Origin of the sequence: Dokdonella sp. (assembly GCF_035703485.1) — a bacterium.
GTDB lineage: Bacteria > Pseudomonadota > Gammaproteobacteria > Xanthomonadales > Rhodanobacteraceae > Dokdonella.
Genome location: NZ_DASSYD010000096.1, coordinates 1 through 16,909, shown reverse-complemented (window position 1 = coordinate 16,909; position 16,909 = coordinate 1). Strand labels below are relative to the sequence as shown.

The 16,909-nt window shown below is 62.2% G+C and carries 6 protein-coding genes; all 6 read right to left on the bottom strand.

The window, feature by feature from the left end; genetic code table 11:
* Positions 1-804 carry an alpha/beta fold hydrolase gene (locus VFN25_RS07060; RefSeq protein WP_325140265.1) on the bottom strand — a complete coding sequence of 268 codons (804 nt, stop codon included), beginning with the start codon at positions 802-804 and terminating at the stop codon, positions 1-3.
* Positions 801-1,574 (bottom strand): alpha/beta fold hydrolase, encoded by a 774-nt coding sequence (locus VFN25_RS07055; RefSeq protein ID WP_325140263.1) that lies wholly within the window; start codon positions 1,572-1,574, stop codon positions 801-803. The genes VFN25_RS07060 and VFN25_RS07055 overlap by 4 nt, the downstream gene beginning before the upstream one ends.
* Positions 1,571-7,942, bottom strand: a complete 6,372-nt coding sequence (locus tag VFN25_RS07050) for a non-ribosomal peptide synthetase (RefSeq protein ID WP_325140261.1) — start codon at positions 7,940-7,942, stop codon at positions 1,571-1,573. The genes VFN25_RS07055 and VFN25_RS07050 overlap by 4 nt, the downstream gene beginning before the upstream one ends.
* Positions 7,939-15,153 carry a polyketide synthase gene (locus VFN25_RS07045; protein WP_325140258.1) on the bottom strand — a complete coding sequence of 2,405 codons (7,215 nt, stop codon included), beginning with the start codon at positions 15,151-15,153 and terminating at the stop codon, positions 7,939-7,941. The genes VFN25_RS07050 and VFN25_RS07045 overlap by 4 nt, the downstream gene beginning before the upstream one ends.
* 56 nt (positions 15,154-15,209) lie before the next feature.
* Positions 15,210-16,133, bottom strand: coding sequence for a cupin-like domain-containing protein (locus VFN25_RS07040; RefSeq protein WP_325140256.1), 924 nt, complete (start codon positions 16,131-16,133; stop codon positions 15,210-15,212).
* A 123-nt stretch (positions 16,134-16,256) separates the two neighbouring features.
* Positions 16,257-16,909, bottom strand: a 653-nt coding sequence (locus tag VFN25_RS07035; protein ID WP_325140254.1) for a methyltransferase, TIGR04325 family, incomplete at its 5' end; no start/stop codon positions are given.

Sequence of the window (16,909 nt, the reverse complement as noted above, 5' to 3'; positions counted from 1 at the left end):
CTAGTGCCTGAATCGTGCGCCGACCCACGCAACGATGGCATCGATCAGCTTGCGCCGATCGGACTCGGCGAAAAAGGTGTGATCGCAGCGCGGCCAGAACCGGAATTCAACCAGTGTGGAACGGGCTTCGCGGCCAAACGTCGCCAACCATTGGCGCGCATGCAGAAAGTACGAAGTGCCTGCGGTAAACAGGACGAACCATTCCAGTTTGCGCTCGACCAACCGGTGCAATTGTTCGCGCTCCGAACCCCGTACTGGCCAGTCGCGCAGATCTTCGGGACTCGCGGTGGCGGCTGCAGAAGCTCCTGATCGAGCCAGGCGCAGACGGATGGCTGTCAGCCATTCGCGCGGTGATTTCTGCAGGCCGCGACGCATCCTGCCGAACGAGTACCAGAAGCCCTGGCGTGCGAGTCCGTCGATTGATATCAAGCCGACCACGCGCGGGTCGGCCAGAGCCAGCAACCAGCCCAGATCGGCGGCGCTGCAAATGCCGCCGACGACGAAGCGCCGGTAGCCGAATTGGGCCGACAGCGCATCGAGACTCGCCCGCGTCGCCTGCAACTGGGTCTCGCTGCTGCGCGTGAGAGCATCACCCACTCCGGGCGCATCGTATCGAAATGCCGCCACGCCACTCGCCGCAAGGGCGCGCGCAAGTCGCACGTGCAATCGAAATGGTCCGCTGCGGTGGATAAAACCGGCATTGAGCAAAATGATGCAAAGATCGCTGTCAGCCGCTGGTTGCGGCTGACTGAGAATGCCGAAGACATCATCTTGCAGGGTGACGATTTCCTCTGCGGCACTCATCGGCCCTGTTCCTCGGCAAATGCCGCCGCCATGCGCTCGATCAGCGGCGGCGGGAAGTGTCCCATTTCGACTTCCTCGACCCAGCTACCGAGCGCCGACGGCACCACGATGCGGCGCGCCTCAGCGAATGAAACTTGCCTGTCCTCGGCATCCGCGACGGTAATTCGCGGTGAAATGTCCGAGCGGGACTCGATGCGTTCGGCAGTGAGTTCGTCGAGCAGATTCGCGGCGAGTGGAAAACCCATCAAGGTGTTGGCATCTGCGGCGTCCGCTGCCGGCGTACCAAATTGATAGCGCAGGCGGGAATTCCGTTCGGCATGATCGTGTCGCCGGAGCTCCGTTACGTAGCTGGCGCCATCGGTAATCGGCTGCCACAGCCAGAGGGCTTCCAGCGCCGCCGTAGCGGCCAGCGACCAGGCCACGAAACTGCCGCCACGGATACCGAGCACGATCAACGGAACCGCACCGGCACGCTCGCGCAAGGCCTCCAGCGCGGCGGCGGCATCGGCCTTGGCCGATGTCAGCGAAAATGCATCGTCATCGCCTGAGGAATCGCCGCATCCCTGATAGTCAAAACGCAATACGCCGTACCCGCGTTTGGCCAAAGCCCGGCCCAGCACCGCGAACAAGCGGTAGCTGCGCACGTACTCATGCAGGAGCGGCGCGCACATCAGCACACCCGTGTGCGGTGCTTCAAGCGCACAGTCGTAGGCGGCAAGCAGGCGTGCGTCGCCACGCTCGATCCAGAACGGTTGCAGGTGCGGAGTCACGGAGATTTCTTACCCAGACCAAACAATCCAAGCGCGCGCTGCAATCCGCTGCGCGGTTGGGCGGACTGCAAGACCGCCGCATCAGGCAGTTCAGCAGCCAGCGCGCGCAAGTTGCTATTGGCCAGCTTGAGCAGGTTCAGGCGTACCCGGGTTGCCTTTTCAACCTTGACCACCATCGACAATGCGAGCAGGGAGTCGCCGCCCAGATCGAAGAAATTGTCATCGGCACGGATCCGCGACACATGCAGCATGGATTTCCAGATGTCGGCCAGCAGCTGCTCTGCCGGCGTATTCGGCTCGTTGCTCGCGGTATCAGCCTGGCTGGCCGGCGCCGGCGTCGGCAGCGCGGCGCTGTCGACCTTGCCATTGGCGAGCATGGGGAACGCCTCGAGGATGACGATCGTATCGGGCACCGCATATACAGGCAATTGTCCGGCCAGGGCGGCGGTCATGCGTGCGCTATCGAGGGCGGCTCCGGCATTTGCCGTCACGTAGGCGAGCAACCGGACTACGCCGCGACGGTCCGCACGGGCGATGACCAGGCTGCGCGCCACGCCGTCGATCGTGTTGAGCAGATTCTCGATTTCGGCCGGTTCCACGTTGCGCCCATGCAGACACAGCCGCCGATCGATGCGGCCAAGTTCTTCGACATGTTGACTGGACAACCAGCGCCCGCGATAGCCGCTGCGATGCACCGTGTCCGCCCCGGTCTCATCGCTGATGCAGATTTCACCGATCGCCCCCACCGACAACGCGGCCCCGCTGTCGTCAAGGACTTGCAAGTCAATGCCATTCAGCGCAGCGCCGATATGCACGCCATCAAGTGGAGCCTCAACCTGACCGCAACTGGCAATGATCGTGGCGTCCGTCACCAGTGCAGTCCACAAGCCCTTGCTGCGAGCGCGCAGCTCCTCGGCCAGCGACGCCGACGGCTTTGACCCGAGGCAGACGACACGCGCCGGATACGTCACCTCGCTGTCTGCGCAAAGCAGCGCTTGCAGCGTGTCTGCAGCAGCGAATACGACATCAGCCTTGCTCGACAGCACGAGCTTTCCGAGCTGATCCGGATGGGTCAGATCATCGCGCGATGCCAGCACGACTTCATTGCCGTGAACAAGACCAAGCAGACACACAATTTGCGCCATCATCGTGTCGACGGCCATGGTCGCGAGCAGGCGTTCGCTGCCGCCGATGCCCAGCGCTTGATGCACTGCGGCGAGTTTCTGATTGATGAAGCGATGGCTGAAGGCAAGAACTTGCGGCGCTGCCGATGCCGCCGGCGAGACGGTGCAGATTGCAATGGCCGAAGCGTCGATGGCCGCGCCGGCGAAGCGCTCACTTGCTGCCGAGACGATCTCGGTGGTATCCGCATCGAGCCAGAGAGCCTTCTCGCGAGGCCAGCCCAGCTCATTCTCCAATGTACTTTCGCCGACGATGATGCTGGCCCCGGCGCACTCAAGCAATTTGACGAGGCGAGAAGGTGGATCGGCGGGATCGAGCGGCAGGCAACGCGCTCCGGTCTTGAAAATTCCAAGCAAGGCGGCGATGCGATTGATGCCGCCCTCGGCGAGCAGGGCGACGCAGACATCGGGGCCGGCACCGCGCTTGTCGAGTACTGCGGCAAGCCGGTTTGCGCGTTGATCCAGTTCGGTAAAACTGGTTCCCCAACTGCCCACGCGCAACGCATTGGCTGACGGCGTGCGCGCAGCCTGTTGTTCGAACAAGGCATGCAGGCATGCTGCCGCCTGATCGTCGGCAAGCGTCATCGGTGCTGGCGCAACCCGCTTCACCGGCTCAGCGGTGCCGCCGCGGGTCAGCGCGGAAATCGACTTGCGCGGATCAGCCAGAACACTGGTCACCAGTTCAAGATAACGCTCGCGCAGCATGCGCGCGGTGTCTGCACGGAAGATATCGGCATTGTAGGTGACGCCGCCGATCATGCCGTTGGCGTTTTCAAGAAACCACAAGCCGAGATCTTCCGTCGCACCACGCTGGAAAAGCAGGATCTGCTCGTGCTCGAGGCCCGACCAATCGGTTGAACGCTGACGCGCATCCTGAAACGAAAACAATGCCTGATAGAGCAAGGCATCGCTGCCATGGACTCGCTTGAGCTCGCTCTGCAGATGTTCGAGTGGCACATCGGGGCTGCCGAAGCTGTCGATCACGACGCGCTTGATCTCGCGCACGAACTCGATGAACGTGCAATGCGGTGTCAGCGTCACATACAGCGGGACCAGATTGGTGAAGTAGCCCATCACCGATTCGAGTTCGCTCCGGTTGCGTCCGCGCACCGGCGTACCGATGACCAGATCTCGTTCACCGGTCACCCCATGCAAAAGCACGAAGTAGAGTGCCAGCAAGGTCATGTTGACAGTGGCATCCGCCTCGCGTGCAAGCGTGTGCAAGGCGTCGGTCTGCGCGCGATCGATCCGGATCCACTCGGTACGGCCTTCGCCGGACATGCCGGCACGGCGCGGCCGGTCGGTCGGCAGATTGTTCGGCTTGCCGGCCTGGGCCAGACGCTCGCGCCAGAATTCGAGTTGGGCCTGCAATTGCGGTCCCTCCAGCCAGCCGCGATGCCATTCGGCGAAATCGCCGTAGCTGACCGCAAGCGGAGCAAGGTCCGCATCACGCCCGGCCTTTCGGGCGCTGTAGAACGCACTGAGTTCGACATAGAAAAGATCGAACGACCAGCCATCCCAGATCATGTGATGAGGCATGAAGAACAGGACATGATCGTGCTCTTCAAGCTTGAACATGCGCACGCTGAAAAGCGGTGCCCGGGTCAGATCGAACGGCGTATCGGTCAATGCCTGCAAACGTTCCAGCAGCTCGGTTTCGCGCGAATCGGTGGCGATGCCGCTGAGGTCTTCGGCCGGAAACAGCTTCAGATCAATAGTTTCCTCGACCACCTGTTCGACCACGCCGTCTTCATCGCGGATCGCCGCACGCAGGATAGGCTGGCGCTCGATCATGTCGGCGAATGCGCGCTCGAAGGCGGACTCGTCGATGACACCGCGCAGGCGATGGGCGGATGGCGTGTTGTAGGCGACACGACCGGGATGCAGCTTTTCAAGCAACCACAGACGCTCCTGCATCAGCGACAACGGTGCGCGCGATTGCTCCTCTCGATGTGGCACCGGTTCGTGGCCGACGGTTTGTCCCGATTCGAGCTGGCCGACAACGGCTGCAGCAAGCCCGGCCACGTTCGGCGTATCGAAGATGCTGCGCAACGAGAGTGCCACGCTGAATTCTCGATTGAGACGGGCGGTCAGTTGCGCGGCCAGCAAGGAGTGCCCGCCGAGGGCAAAAAAGTCATCGTGGATACCGATGCCCGGCAAGGCCAGCGTCTCCTCCATGGCTTTGCCGACGCGCCGCTCGACATCACTTCTGGGTGCTTCATCCGGCCCGGAAGCACTCGCCACGGTCGCCAGTGGCGACGGTAGCAAGGCACGGTTGATCTTGCCGTTGGGCAACAGCGGGATGCTGTCGAGGCGCATGAAATATTGCGGAACCATGTAGTCGGGCAGCGTTGTTCGGAGATGCGTGCGCAAGGCTGCGTCATCGAACTCGACGGTGGCACCGGGCTGTACGGTCAGATAGGCGACCAGGCGCTGATCGCCAGGCCTGTCCTCACGCACCAGGGCGACGACCTGGGCAATCGCCGGGTGGCTGGCGAGGTTCGTTTCGATTTCACCGAGCTCGATACGGAAACCACGCAACTTGACCTGGTGATCAAGCCGACCGAGATGTTGCAGCGAGCCATCGTTGCGCCAGCGGCCGCAGTCACCGGTCCGGTAGAGCAGCGCGCCAGCGCGGTCGGAAAACGGATCCGCGATGAAGCGGTCGGCGGTCAATTCGGGCCGTTCGAGATAGCCGAGGGTGACACCTGCGCCACCAATGGCGATTTCGCCAGGTACGCCAATCGGACAGGCCGCCGCATGTTCGTCGAGAACCCAGACTGTCGTGTTGTCTATCGGCTGGCCGATCGAAATGCCCTGCATGGGATCCTCGATTCGGGCAAGCGTCGACCACACCGTGGTTTCGGTCGGGCCGTACAGGTTCCACAATGCATCACAGTTTTGCAGCAGCTCGGCGGCGAGATCGGCATGCAGCGGTTCACCGCCACACAATGCGCGGAATCCGGGGCGTCGTTGCCAACCTGATTCGAGCAACATCCGCCATGTCGAGGGGGTAGCCTGCATGACGCTGATCTGCTGCTCATCGAGCAAGGCCGCAATCTCGCGACCATCCTTGTTTTCCTCGCGTGATGCGAGGACGACGGTCGCGCCGGTGGTCAGCGGCAGGAATAGTTCGAGGACGGCGATATCGAAGGACAACGTGGTCACCGCAAGCAGCCGATCCGAAGCATCGAGACCCGGTTGCTTGCGCATGCTGGCGAGGAAATTGGCAACCGACCGATGCGGCACACGCACGCCTTTCGGCTTGCCTGTCGATCCGGAGGTGTAGATCACATACGCAACCGATTCGGTATCGGCATCGGCTTTGATATCGACAAAGTTGGCGCTTGCCGATTCGAGCGCACCCGCGGCATCGATGACCAGACTTCGCGCGGCATCGAATTGCATGATTCCGGTGTGCTTTGACTCGGTCAGGAGCAAGGCCAGGCCGGCATCGGCGGCCATGAATTCAAGGCGCTCGACGGGAAATGCCGGATCCAGCGGGACATAGCCCGCACCGCTGGCGAGAACGCCAAGGATCGCGGCGATCATGTCCGGGTTGCGATCGAGCATGACGCCAACCAGTGCGTCAGCACCGATACCGCGCTTGCGTAGCGCCGCAGCGATGCTGCGTGCACGCGCGGCGAGTTCGGCATAGGTCCATGACTGTTCACCGGCATGCAGTGCAATTTGATCCGGTGTCGACGCGGCCTGGGCAAATACCAGCGATTCGATGCGGCTCGGCACGAATGGTTTTGGTGCCGGCTGCAAGGCATGCAGCTCGTCCATGGCCTGCGCTGAAAGCAGCTTCAGCGCGGACAGCGGACGCGATCCATCCGCAGCGATATCAGCGAGCAAGGTTGCGTAGAGATCCAGCCAGCGTCTGATCGTCTGCGCATCGAACAGCCCGGAGTTGTATTGGCATTCGAGTCGCACGCTGGCGCCTGCCTGCACGGCATTGATGAACAGCTCGAAGTTTTCGTAACTGCGCGGAACGCCGGCGAACTTCGCCTTGAGTCCCTTGAATCCAAGGCTGTCGTCATCCAGACCGGGATCAAGATTGAAGAGCACCGATACCAGCGGCAGACGGCCCGGATCACGGGCCATGGCCAGGCGTTTGAGCAAGGTACCGAAGGTGTAGCGTTGGTGCTCGAAAGCATCCAGCAGGTTGCCGCGCACCCCGATCAAGGTATCCGCGAACGAGTTCGCCGGATCGAGGGTCATGCGCAAGGGCAGCACATTGACGGCATGGCCGACCAGGCCGGCTTGATCGATGCCGGATTGGCCCGCCGAGGGAATGCCGACAACCAGATCATCCTGCCCGCAGAGACGTTGCAGCAACACACCGAAGCTGGCCAGCAGGGTGGCGTAGAGGCTTGCCCCCTTGCTCGCGCCGAGCCGTTTGACTGCCGCGACCAGTTCGCCATCAAGAACCAGATCTTCACGTTTCGAGGCAAACCCGCGTTGACGCGGTCGCGGCCGATCGAGTGGCAGTTCCAGCGGTTCGGGCAACTGGGTAAAGCGACTGAGCCAATAGGTTTCGTCGGCATGAAATTCTGCTGACAGCGGATGACGGGCCTCGCCTTCGGCGAAATCCGCAAACGAATCCGCCGCCGCCAAAGCCTGTCCGCTGCCTTCGCATTCGATGGCGTAAAGAGCCGCCAGATCGCGCACGATCACGCCGAACGACCAGCCATCACAGACGATATGGTGGGTGGCAAGAATCAACAGGTGCTCGTCGGCGGACAGACGCAGGAGCTCGCAGCGGAGCAACGGACACTGGCCCAGATCGAATTCACGCTCGACCGCGCGTTCGCACGCTTCGGCAATGTGCGTCTTGCGTGCCGCCTCGTCCAGATGCGACCAATCGTGCTCGACAAACGGCAATTCGGCTGCGACGGCGATGCAAAACTGCGCACCGTCCGGGCTAAGCGTTCCTCTCAAAGCCTCATGCCGATCAAGAATGGCCTGCGCGGCGCGGCGCAAGGCTCGCGCATCGAGTGCCCCATGCAACTCAAGCGTTATCGCCTCGTTGTAAGCCAGCGAAGCGGCCGGCTCGATACTGGCGGCCAGCCAGATTTCGCGTTGCGATTCGGTGGCTGGCACTACACGAGCCAGTGGCGCGTCGGCGAATGGGTCGTAGTCGACGGCGACGCCATGGTCAGCCGATGTTGCCGAAGTCATCATGCCTCCACCTTCAGGTACTTGCCCGGTACCTCGGGGTTGGGCACGAACCAGGCCGGATTGCCATCACCATCCTTGCCCAGGCGTGCGCCAGGCAGCGGCGGCTTGCCGGCATCAAACGCGCGTGCGGCATCGACTTTGTGCCGCGGCAGAAAGTCGGCCTCCTGCAATTCCGCAACCGATTCCCGGAACGCCAATGCAATCGCATCGAAATCAGCGGCGCTGTGGGCACTGGTCATGAAGCACGGGAAGTTGTCGAGGATGTGGATATCGCGACTGCGCATCATCGCAAACAACAGATCCTGCATCGGGTGTTCCTCCTTGAAATTGATCTTCCATACCGATGAAAAATGGGTGATGGCAATCGGCGCACCGAGCTCGCTGCAAGCCGTGTTCATGCGCTCGACCATGGCCGTGGTTCGCGCGTTGAGGCCTTCCTGCAAGGCCGGTCCTTGCTCGGCCAGATGGTCGAGAACGGCCTTGGCCGCAGCCAGTGCCAACGGATGCCGCACAAACGTTCCGGCGAAATAGGTGACGCCAACCGTCGGCACGGAATCATCACCGAACTGCCAATGACCGCCATCCAGAGCATCCATGTATTCGCGCTTGCCGGCAATCACGCCGATTGGAAAGCCGCCACCGAGTACTTTGCCATAGGTGGCCAGATCGACGTCGACACCAAATATATGTTGGGCACCTCGCGGATGCGAACGAAAGCCGGTAACGACTTCATCGAAGATCAGCAATGCACCGCTGTCGCGGGTGACCGATCTGAGCTCATGCAGAAACTCGCGCGGCTGGAAATCGGGCCGTCTGCTTTGCACGGGTTCGACCAGCACGGCGGCAATTTCGCTGGCCCGCTCGCGGATGATGGCCAGGGTTTCCGGCGTGCCGTAGTCGAGCACCAGCACATGCTCGGCTGTGTTGCGCAAAATGCCTGGCGCTGCCGGAATCGAGCGCAATTTTTTCGTGCCGCGCACGATCACTTCATCGAAGATGCCGTGATACGAACCGCTGAATATCACCAGGGTGTTGCGCCCGGTTACCGTGCGCGCGATGCGGATCGCACCCATGACCGCTTCCGAACCGGTATTGCACAAACCGGCGCGATCGAACCCGGTCATCGCGCAGATGCGTTTCGCCACCTCACCGGCCAAGGCATGCTGCGGCCCGATTTCGTAACCACGTTCGAGCTGGTGGCGCACCGCGTCGAGGACGAACTCCGGCTGCCAGCCGAACAGGCTCATGCCGAAGCCATTCAGGGCATCGATATATTCATTGCCATCAAGGTCCCAGAGTCTCGCTCCTTTCGAGCGGTCGACGACGATCTGATAAACAATCTCCTTGAGCAGCGGACGGAAGCCATTGACCACGCGCGGATCAGCCAGGTGCGGACGATGCTCGGTCGTGTAGGCCTTGGACTTGCGCGTGCGCTCCATGTAGCGGCGCATGAAGAGATCGAGCCGCAGTCGCTGGCGTTCGCTGAGCTTGTCACGCTCGGAGTGGATACGCGCTATCGCGCCAAACGCCTTCTTGACGTCGTAGCGCGTATGCACGAGTGCCGCCTCCTCACTGTCGAGCGCGGGCGGCGGTGCGGCGGGTGCCGAAGCGGGAGCGGGCGGAGCCGCACTGGCAGACGCTGCAGAGGGCGCGGTCGCCCCGTGACCAAGCAGAGCCAGTTGCTGCTGCATGATCAGCATCTGCTGCTGGATAACCTGCTGCACCGTGCTGCCGTCCAGGGCGACGCCGGGCATCGGCATTGGCAGCGCTGCGACCGCTGGAGCGGGGATGGGCGCTGCCGCGGCTGCCGGTTCGACTTCCGCCGGCATTTCCTTGTCGATATGCGCGACCAGACTGTCGAGGCTGGACAGGTTCTCCATCAACTGGCGGAAGCTCAGCTTGATGCCAAAGACTTTGGACAGTTGCAGTGAGACCTGGGTCAGAGCCAGCGAATCGAGGCCAAGCTCGATGAAATTGGCCGCGGTATCCGCATCGTCGAGTTCAATGCCGGATACATCCTCGATCAATGATTTCAGTTGACTGAGGACGCGCGGGCGTCGATCGGGGGCACCGGCAGGCAACGCAGTCGCCATGACTATCTCCGGGGGCAAGCCTGATTGGACCAGGCTGGTTGGGGTGGTTTGAGGTTTCGCCGCAATCAGCGCATCGGAACCTGAAGCGGGTGCATCGAGCCAGTGACGGCTGCGCTCGAACGGGTAAGTCGGCAAGCGCACACGACGTTTGCAGGATCGGCTATCGAGAACGCCGAGATCGAGCGGCACGCCAGCCGCCCACAATTGTCCGATCGCGGCCAGCCAGCCCGCCGTCTCGGCTTGCGCGGAATCGGCCAGCGAGGCCAGCGCCAGACGCGGCTTTTGCGTCTGCTGACGGGCCAGTGTAGTCAAGGTTGCGCGCGGGCCAATTTCGACCAGGCCGACAGCGGGATGGGATTTCAGCAGACTCGCCAGCGCGGAATGGAAACGGACCGTGCCGCGCAGATGATGAGTCCAGTAATCTGCCGAGATGGCATCGTCATCGCTGAGCACGCTCGCCAGCAGGGTCGACATGATCGGCAGCTTCGGCGCCGACAGGGCAATGCGTTCAACTTCCGCATGAAACGGTTCGAGCACCGGATCCATCATCGCCGAGTGGAAGGCATGTGAGGTGCGCAGCCTGCGGCAGGCGATGCCATCCGCATCGAGCGCGATACGCAAGGTTTCGACATCGGCGATTTCACCGGCCACGACGCAAGCCGAAGGCCCGTTTTCGACGGCCAGCGACAGCGACGCTGGCAGACGCGATTTGAGCTGTTCGGCCGCAAGACGCACTGACAGCATGGCCCCGGCCGGCTGCGCCTGCATCAGTCGGCCACGCCGCGCGACCAGGCGCAGGCCGTCGGCCAGACTCATGACTCCGGCCAGCACTGCAGCGACGAACTCACCGACGCTATGGCCGATCAGCATGCGCGGAACAATGCCGAGCGACAGCCACAGTCTGGCCAGCGCGTATTCGATCGCGAACGTCGCCGGCTGGGTGATGCCGGTATCGAGCAAGGCATCGGCCTCGTCGGAGAACAGGCGCTCGCGCAGATCGAAACCCAGCTCGCCAGCCAGCAATTCAGCGCACTCATCCAGTGCGGCACGGAACACCGGCTCGCGGGCATGAAGGTCCCGGCCCATGCCCGGATACTGGGCACCCTGACCGGGAAACATGAAAACGACGCCGGCATCGCCAACCCTGGCTCCCGCCCTCGCGCAATTCAATTGTCCAAGTTTTGCAACCGCATCGACGAGATCATCGGCAACGAGGGCGGTTCGTCGTGTGAATGCCTTGCGACCATGGCTCAAGGTGAATGCGACGTCAGCCAGATTTTCATCCGGATTGGCCTGCAGATGTCGAGCAAGTCGTTGCGCCGATTCTGCCAGCGCTTCGCTGCTGCGCGCCGAGAGCAGCAGCAACTGCGGCCCATCTGATTTGTCCGACGGACGTGCCGGTGGTGCCTCTTCGAGCACGACATGGGCGTTGGTGCCGCCGACCCCGAACGCACTGACGCCGGCACGCAGCGGCCATTCACCCTGCCAGTCGCTGAGCGCGCGATTGACGACAAACGGCGAGTGCGCGAAGTCGATGTCTGGATTCAGAGCCTCGACATGCAGGCTGGCAGGCAATCGGCGGCTGTCGAGGGCCAGCGCGGTCTTGATCACACCGGCGGCACCGGCGGCAATGACCAGGTGACCGACGTTGCTCTTGACCGAGCCAATTGCGCAGTAGCCGTTCGCCTCGGTGCTGCGCCGAAATGCCGTGGTCAAACCTTCGATCTCGATCGGGTCTCCGAGCGGCGTGGCCGTGCCATGCGCTTCGACGTAGCTGATCGAGCGCGCGTCGACTTCGGCATCATCGAGGGCCATCGCGATCACGGCGGCCTGACCGGCACCGCTCGGCGCGGTGAAGCTGGCCTTGGCCGCGCCATCGTTGTTGACTGCACAACCACGAATCACCGCGTGAACATGATTGCCATCAGCCTCGGCGTCGGCAAGACGCTTGAGCAGGACGACCGCTGCACCATCGCTGAATACGGTGCCTTGCGCATCCGCTGAAAACGTCCGCGTATGACCATCGGGCGACAGCATCGCGCCTTCCTGGTAAAGGTATCCGCTGCGCGGCGGACAAGTGACCGAGACACCGCCGGCCAGGGCCATCGCGCAACGACCGGCGCGCAAGGCATCGACCGCCTGGCAGATCGCCACCAGTGAGGTCGAACAGGCGGTATGCACGCTGACCGCCGGGCCGGTCAGATTGAGTTTGTGGGCGACCCGCGTGGCGATGTAGTCCTTTTCATTGGCCAGCATCACCTGGAAAGCGCCAAGCAGATCGATCCGGTCCGGATACGCCGACACATGCCGCTGGAAATATGTGGCGTTGTACATGCCGGCAAAAATACCAACCGGTGCCTCGTGCGCATCCGGTACGTGGCCAGCTCGCTCCAGCACTTCCCAACAGAGTTCGAGGAAAATCCGGTGTTGCGGATCGGTCAGATCGGCTTCGCGCGCACTGATGCCGAAAAAGCCGGCATCGAAATCCTCGACCCCTTCGATCACACCGCGCGCACGCACGTAAGCCGGATCATCACGCTGTTCGCGGGGCACCCAGGGATCGATCTCGCCTGGCTCGAACAGCGTGATCGAATCACGGCCTGCACACAGGTTGTCCCAGAATGCTTCGACATTGTCGGCACCGGGAAAACGTCCGCACATGGCGACGATTGCAATCGGCTCGTTGCCTGCGCCGACCCGCCCCCGACTCATCCGCGATGCGGCGACCGATACCTCCTTGCCGGAATCGATAATCACCGCCAGCGCACGCGCATTCGGGCCACGGAAGAAATCGGTGATCGACAACGCGCCGGCGACATCGTCGAGACGTGAGACCGCACGCACTGCGAGCAACGAGTTGCCACCCAGATCGAAGAAATTGTCATCGCGTCCGACCTCGTCAATGCCGACCAGATCGGCAAACACGGCACAGATGCGCTGCTCGGTCGCGCCGAGCGGGGGAGCAAACGCAACGGCCAGATCCGGACGCGCGGAATCGGGCACCGGCAAGGCACGACGATCAAGCTTGCCGTTGGCGGTCAGCGGCAATGCGTCGATGCGGACGAACTGCGCCGGCAGCATGAACTCCGGCAATGTCCGGGCGAGAAAATCACGCAACTGGGCCGGTGCCACTTCGCCGTTGTCGACGTGATAGGCGATCAGGCGCTTCTGTCCGGGGCGGTCTTCGCGGGCAATCACTGCGGCTGCACGCACAGCCGGATGCCGGGCCAGCGCAATCTCGACCTCGGCAGTCTCGATGCGAAAACCACGAATCTTGACCTGGCCATCGGCACGACCGATGAACTCGACCACACCTTGCGCCAGCCAGCGGGCCAGATCGCCGGTCCGGTACATGCGCGCACCAGGCTCGCCGAATGGATCGCTGACGAAACGTTCCGCCGTCAGTTCAGGCCGGCCCAGATAGCCCCGCGCAACACCGGCCCCGCCGATATGCAGTTCGCCGATCACGCCAACCGGTACCGGCTCTCCACTGGCATTGAGGATGTACAGACGCGTATCGGCAATGGGCCGGCCAATCGGAATCGAAACCGTATCGGCAGGCAGATCCAGCGGGATCGGCCAGGTCGCCGCAAATGTCGTGCATTCGGTCGGACCGTAACCGTTGATGATCGTCGTCGCCGGCAAGACCGCGAGTGCGCGACGCACATGCGTCACCGAGAGCGCCTCTCCGCCAATCAACAACTGCTCCAGGCCGGCAAGATGGTGTGGATCGTCATCGACGAGGGTGTTGAACAGCGCAGCGGTCAGCCAGGCGATACGCGCGCCATCGTGCTGGATCGAGCGGGCCAGACCAGGCCCGCTCGGAATGCGTTCCGGGTGAATGACCACGCAGCCGCCGTTGAGCAGGGCGCCCCAGATTTCGAGGGTCGAGGCATCGAAGCCAAGCGGTGCCGCGTGCAGGATGCGTGACGACGCATCGAGGCGGATGTAATCAACATCGCGGACCAGGCGAATGATCGAGCGATGCGCGATCTCGACACCCTTGGCCTCGCCGGTCGAGCCCGAAGTGTACATGACATAGGCCAACGCCGTGCCATCGCCGCTCGCGCTTTCCGCAGCGTCGATAGCGGCAGTGTCCGTCGTGTTTTCTAGCGCGGCAACACGGATGACGGGTGCGCCGAGCTCGTCCAGTTTGGTCAGCGATGCATCACCGACGATGGCGAAGACAGCTTTGGCATCCTTGAGCGCAAACTGCAGACGCTCGCGCGGATGACTGCGATCAAGTGGCAGGTAGGCACCGCCAGCCATGAGGATGCCGAGCATTGCCACGATTGCATCGGTACCCCGGTCAAGCAGCAGAGCCACCGTCGCTCCGGCGACCACACCATGCGTACGCAGTCCCTCGGCAAACTTGCGCGCTCGCGTTTCGAGTTCCGCGTAGCTCACCCGTGTCTGACCACTGATCAGGGCGATGGCCCGCGGCGAGGCTCGCGCCATGTCGACAAACAGGCCGTGGACGGTGTCGTCTGCCTTGCGCGCCCGGGCCGTGTCGTTCCAGTCCCGCAGCAAGCGCTGACGCTCCTCCCGTGACAGCGGTGAAACCTCGGCAAGATTTTCGGCGTCGGCGAGGCCACGCAGGACTTCGTGCAAGCCTGCGAGCAATCGTTGCAGTGTTTCTGAAGTGAATGGCGAGCTGCCGGCGATCACGCCAAGCGCTGCCGGTTCTCCCGCAACGACAAACCACGCCGGCGCGTTCTCGGCGGCGCAGGATTCAGCACCCTCCCGGCTGCGCGCCCAACATCCGATCATGCTCGGACTATTGGTCGCGCCTGCTTTGCTTGATGAAGCAAGCATCTCGGTCAACCAGCTATCGAGGTGAACTTTGCCCCCAGGTTGAACGCTGCGCACGCTTCCATCATGACCCTTCACGCACACATCACGCTGTCCAGTCAGGCGCGCATCAAGCACGGCCAGCGCGATCTGGAAAAAATCATCTTCGGCAATTTGCAGGCGCTCCGCGCGTGCGCGAAAACGCTGCAGAAGATCCGCGTCAAGCGGCCGCTCAATCGGCAAGGCGCGATCGAGCACAACGGTCTGGCCGCAGTCCAGAACATCACGAAGCGTGACTTCCGTTTCAGCATGTCGGGGCGCGATGGACATTGGCTCAGGTGCCACGCTCACAGGTCGCAAAGCGATCACTTATTGTACTGCCAACTTCAGTAAACATCGGCGTAAGCGTATGAAGCGCGATCAGAATGAGGGGTGCGCCCGAGCATGCGCAGCAAGCGGTTGCGGACTTCCGCCGAGGCACTGAGCGTTGCGTGAAGCAGGCCATCGATGGCTGCATGCCTGGCAACCGGTGGCGGCTTCAATCCAAGCTGGCTCAGCCGGTAGTGGGCGCGATGCAGGAGGCTGTCGCGGCGCGTCGAATCCGTGTAGTAGGTGAAACTCATCGTGATCGATGGTTCGTCGCCATTCTCGACCATATGTGGACTGGTCGATGGCATGTACGCGCCCATTCCAGGTTCAAGCTCGAAGGTCTGCGCGCGTTCGCGCAAGGCTTCGTTCCAAACCAGCAGGTCACGTTCGTGGCGGGCGTGGAAGCGGTCACGAGATGCCTCGCTGGCGGCGACTTCGTCACGATGATCCCAGACGTGCAGGGTCTTGCGACCACGAATCTGCAGAATGAAGTTGTGTTCCTTGTCGTAGTGGAATGGCGTGACCGTGCGCGGTGAAGTGACAAAAATCCAGCCGCCCCGATAACACATGCCCGGATCGACCGAGTCGACTCCCGCGCGAACTTCATCCAGCACTGCATCGACCAGCTTTCGGTAGATGTCGTCGGTCTGCACATTGAGCAGCGACATCCAGGCCTTGGCTTCGCTGATGTGTTCCAGCGTGTCGGTTGCCGAGCGCCGGTTGGGATGCAGGCGTGGAGCGGTGTTGAACGGTGTGCCGGCCTCGGCATCGTTGCTGTGCGTGCGCACACGCCCGTCCACTTCCAGTCGTGCGCCAAGCGCGACGAGTTGATCCGGCTGCAGCAACGGATGCTCTATCAATCGATGGCGGAGCGGTTGAATGCGCCAGGGATCAAAACTTGACCAATCCAGCTCAAGTTGGCTTGGAGAGGCATCTTTCATGAACACACTCCGTCCGGAAATGGATCGTCGAACAGACCCTGAAGTAAATCAGATCAGGGCATTGGTGTACAAGGTGGCACGGTCAACTACGCCGTTGTCCCATGTTTGTACTTGTCCACGTCATCAATCTCGACTGAAAAGAAAACCGTGATAGCGATCAATCGAATATCCCGGGTGAAATGGCACACGCAGCGTTCGCTCGGGATGGTCCCAGCGCACATTGAGGCGATAGCCAAGCTCGCGAATCTCGAAAAGGAACGCAGGCACTGCACTGACTCGATACGGACACACGGCAATGCCGATGTGCTGCAAGGTAAAAAACGACTGACTCGAATGCATCGGGGTCAGGTTGATCAGCAGGTGTCGTGGCGGAACCTGCATGCGCCGGATGAGGTCAGCGAGGCTGTAGTCGAGATATTGCAGGGAGCCTTTCGCCATCAATACATCGCAGCCGTCTGCGACCTGCAGTTCGACGAATTCCAGCCGCTTCAGACTATCTCGCTTTCCGGCGAGCTCGCGCCCCTTCTCCATCACCGAGGGCGTGTCATGCACCTGCCAGCGCAAGTCCGCCGGAAAGTCCAGATACTGCTGGTAGGCGTAGTAGCTCACGCCGACATGCCCGCCAAGATCGAAAATCCTGCGCTGACCTTGCGCAAACAGGCGGCCCAGCCAGAACAGGGCCGGGTAATCACTCGATTCCAGCTCGGTAAACCGGTACTCATAAAGTCTGGTCGCGGCTTCGTTGTCGAAATCGCCAGGCAGCGATGCCGGCACCT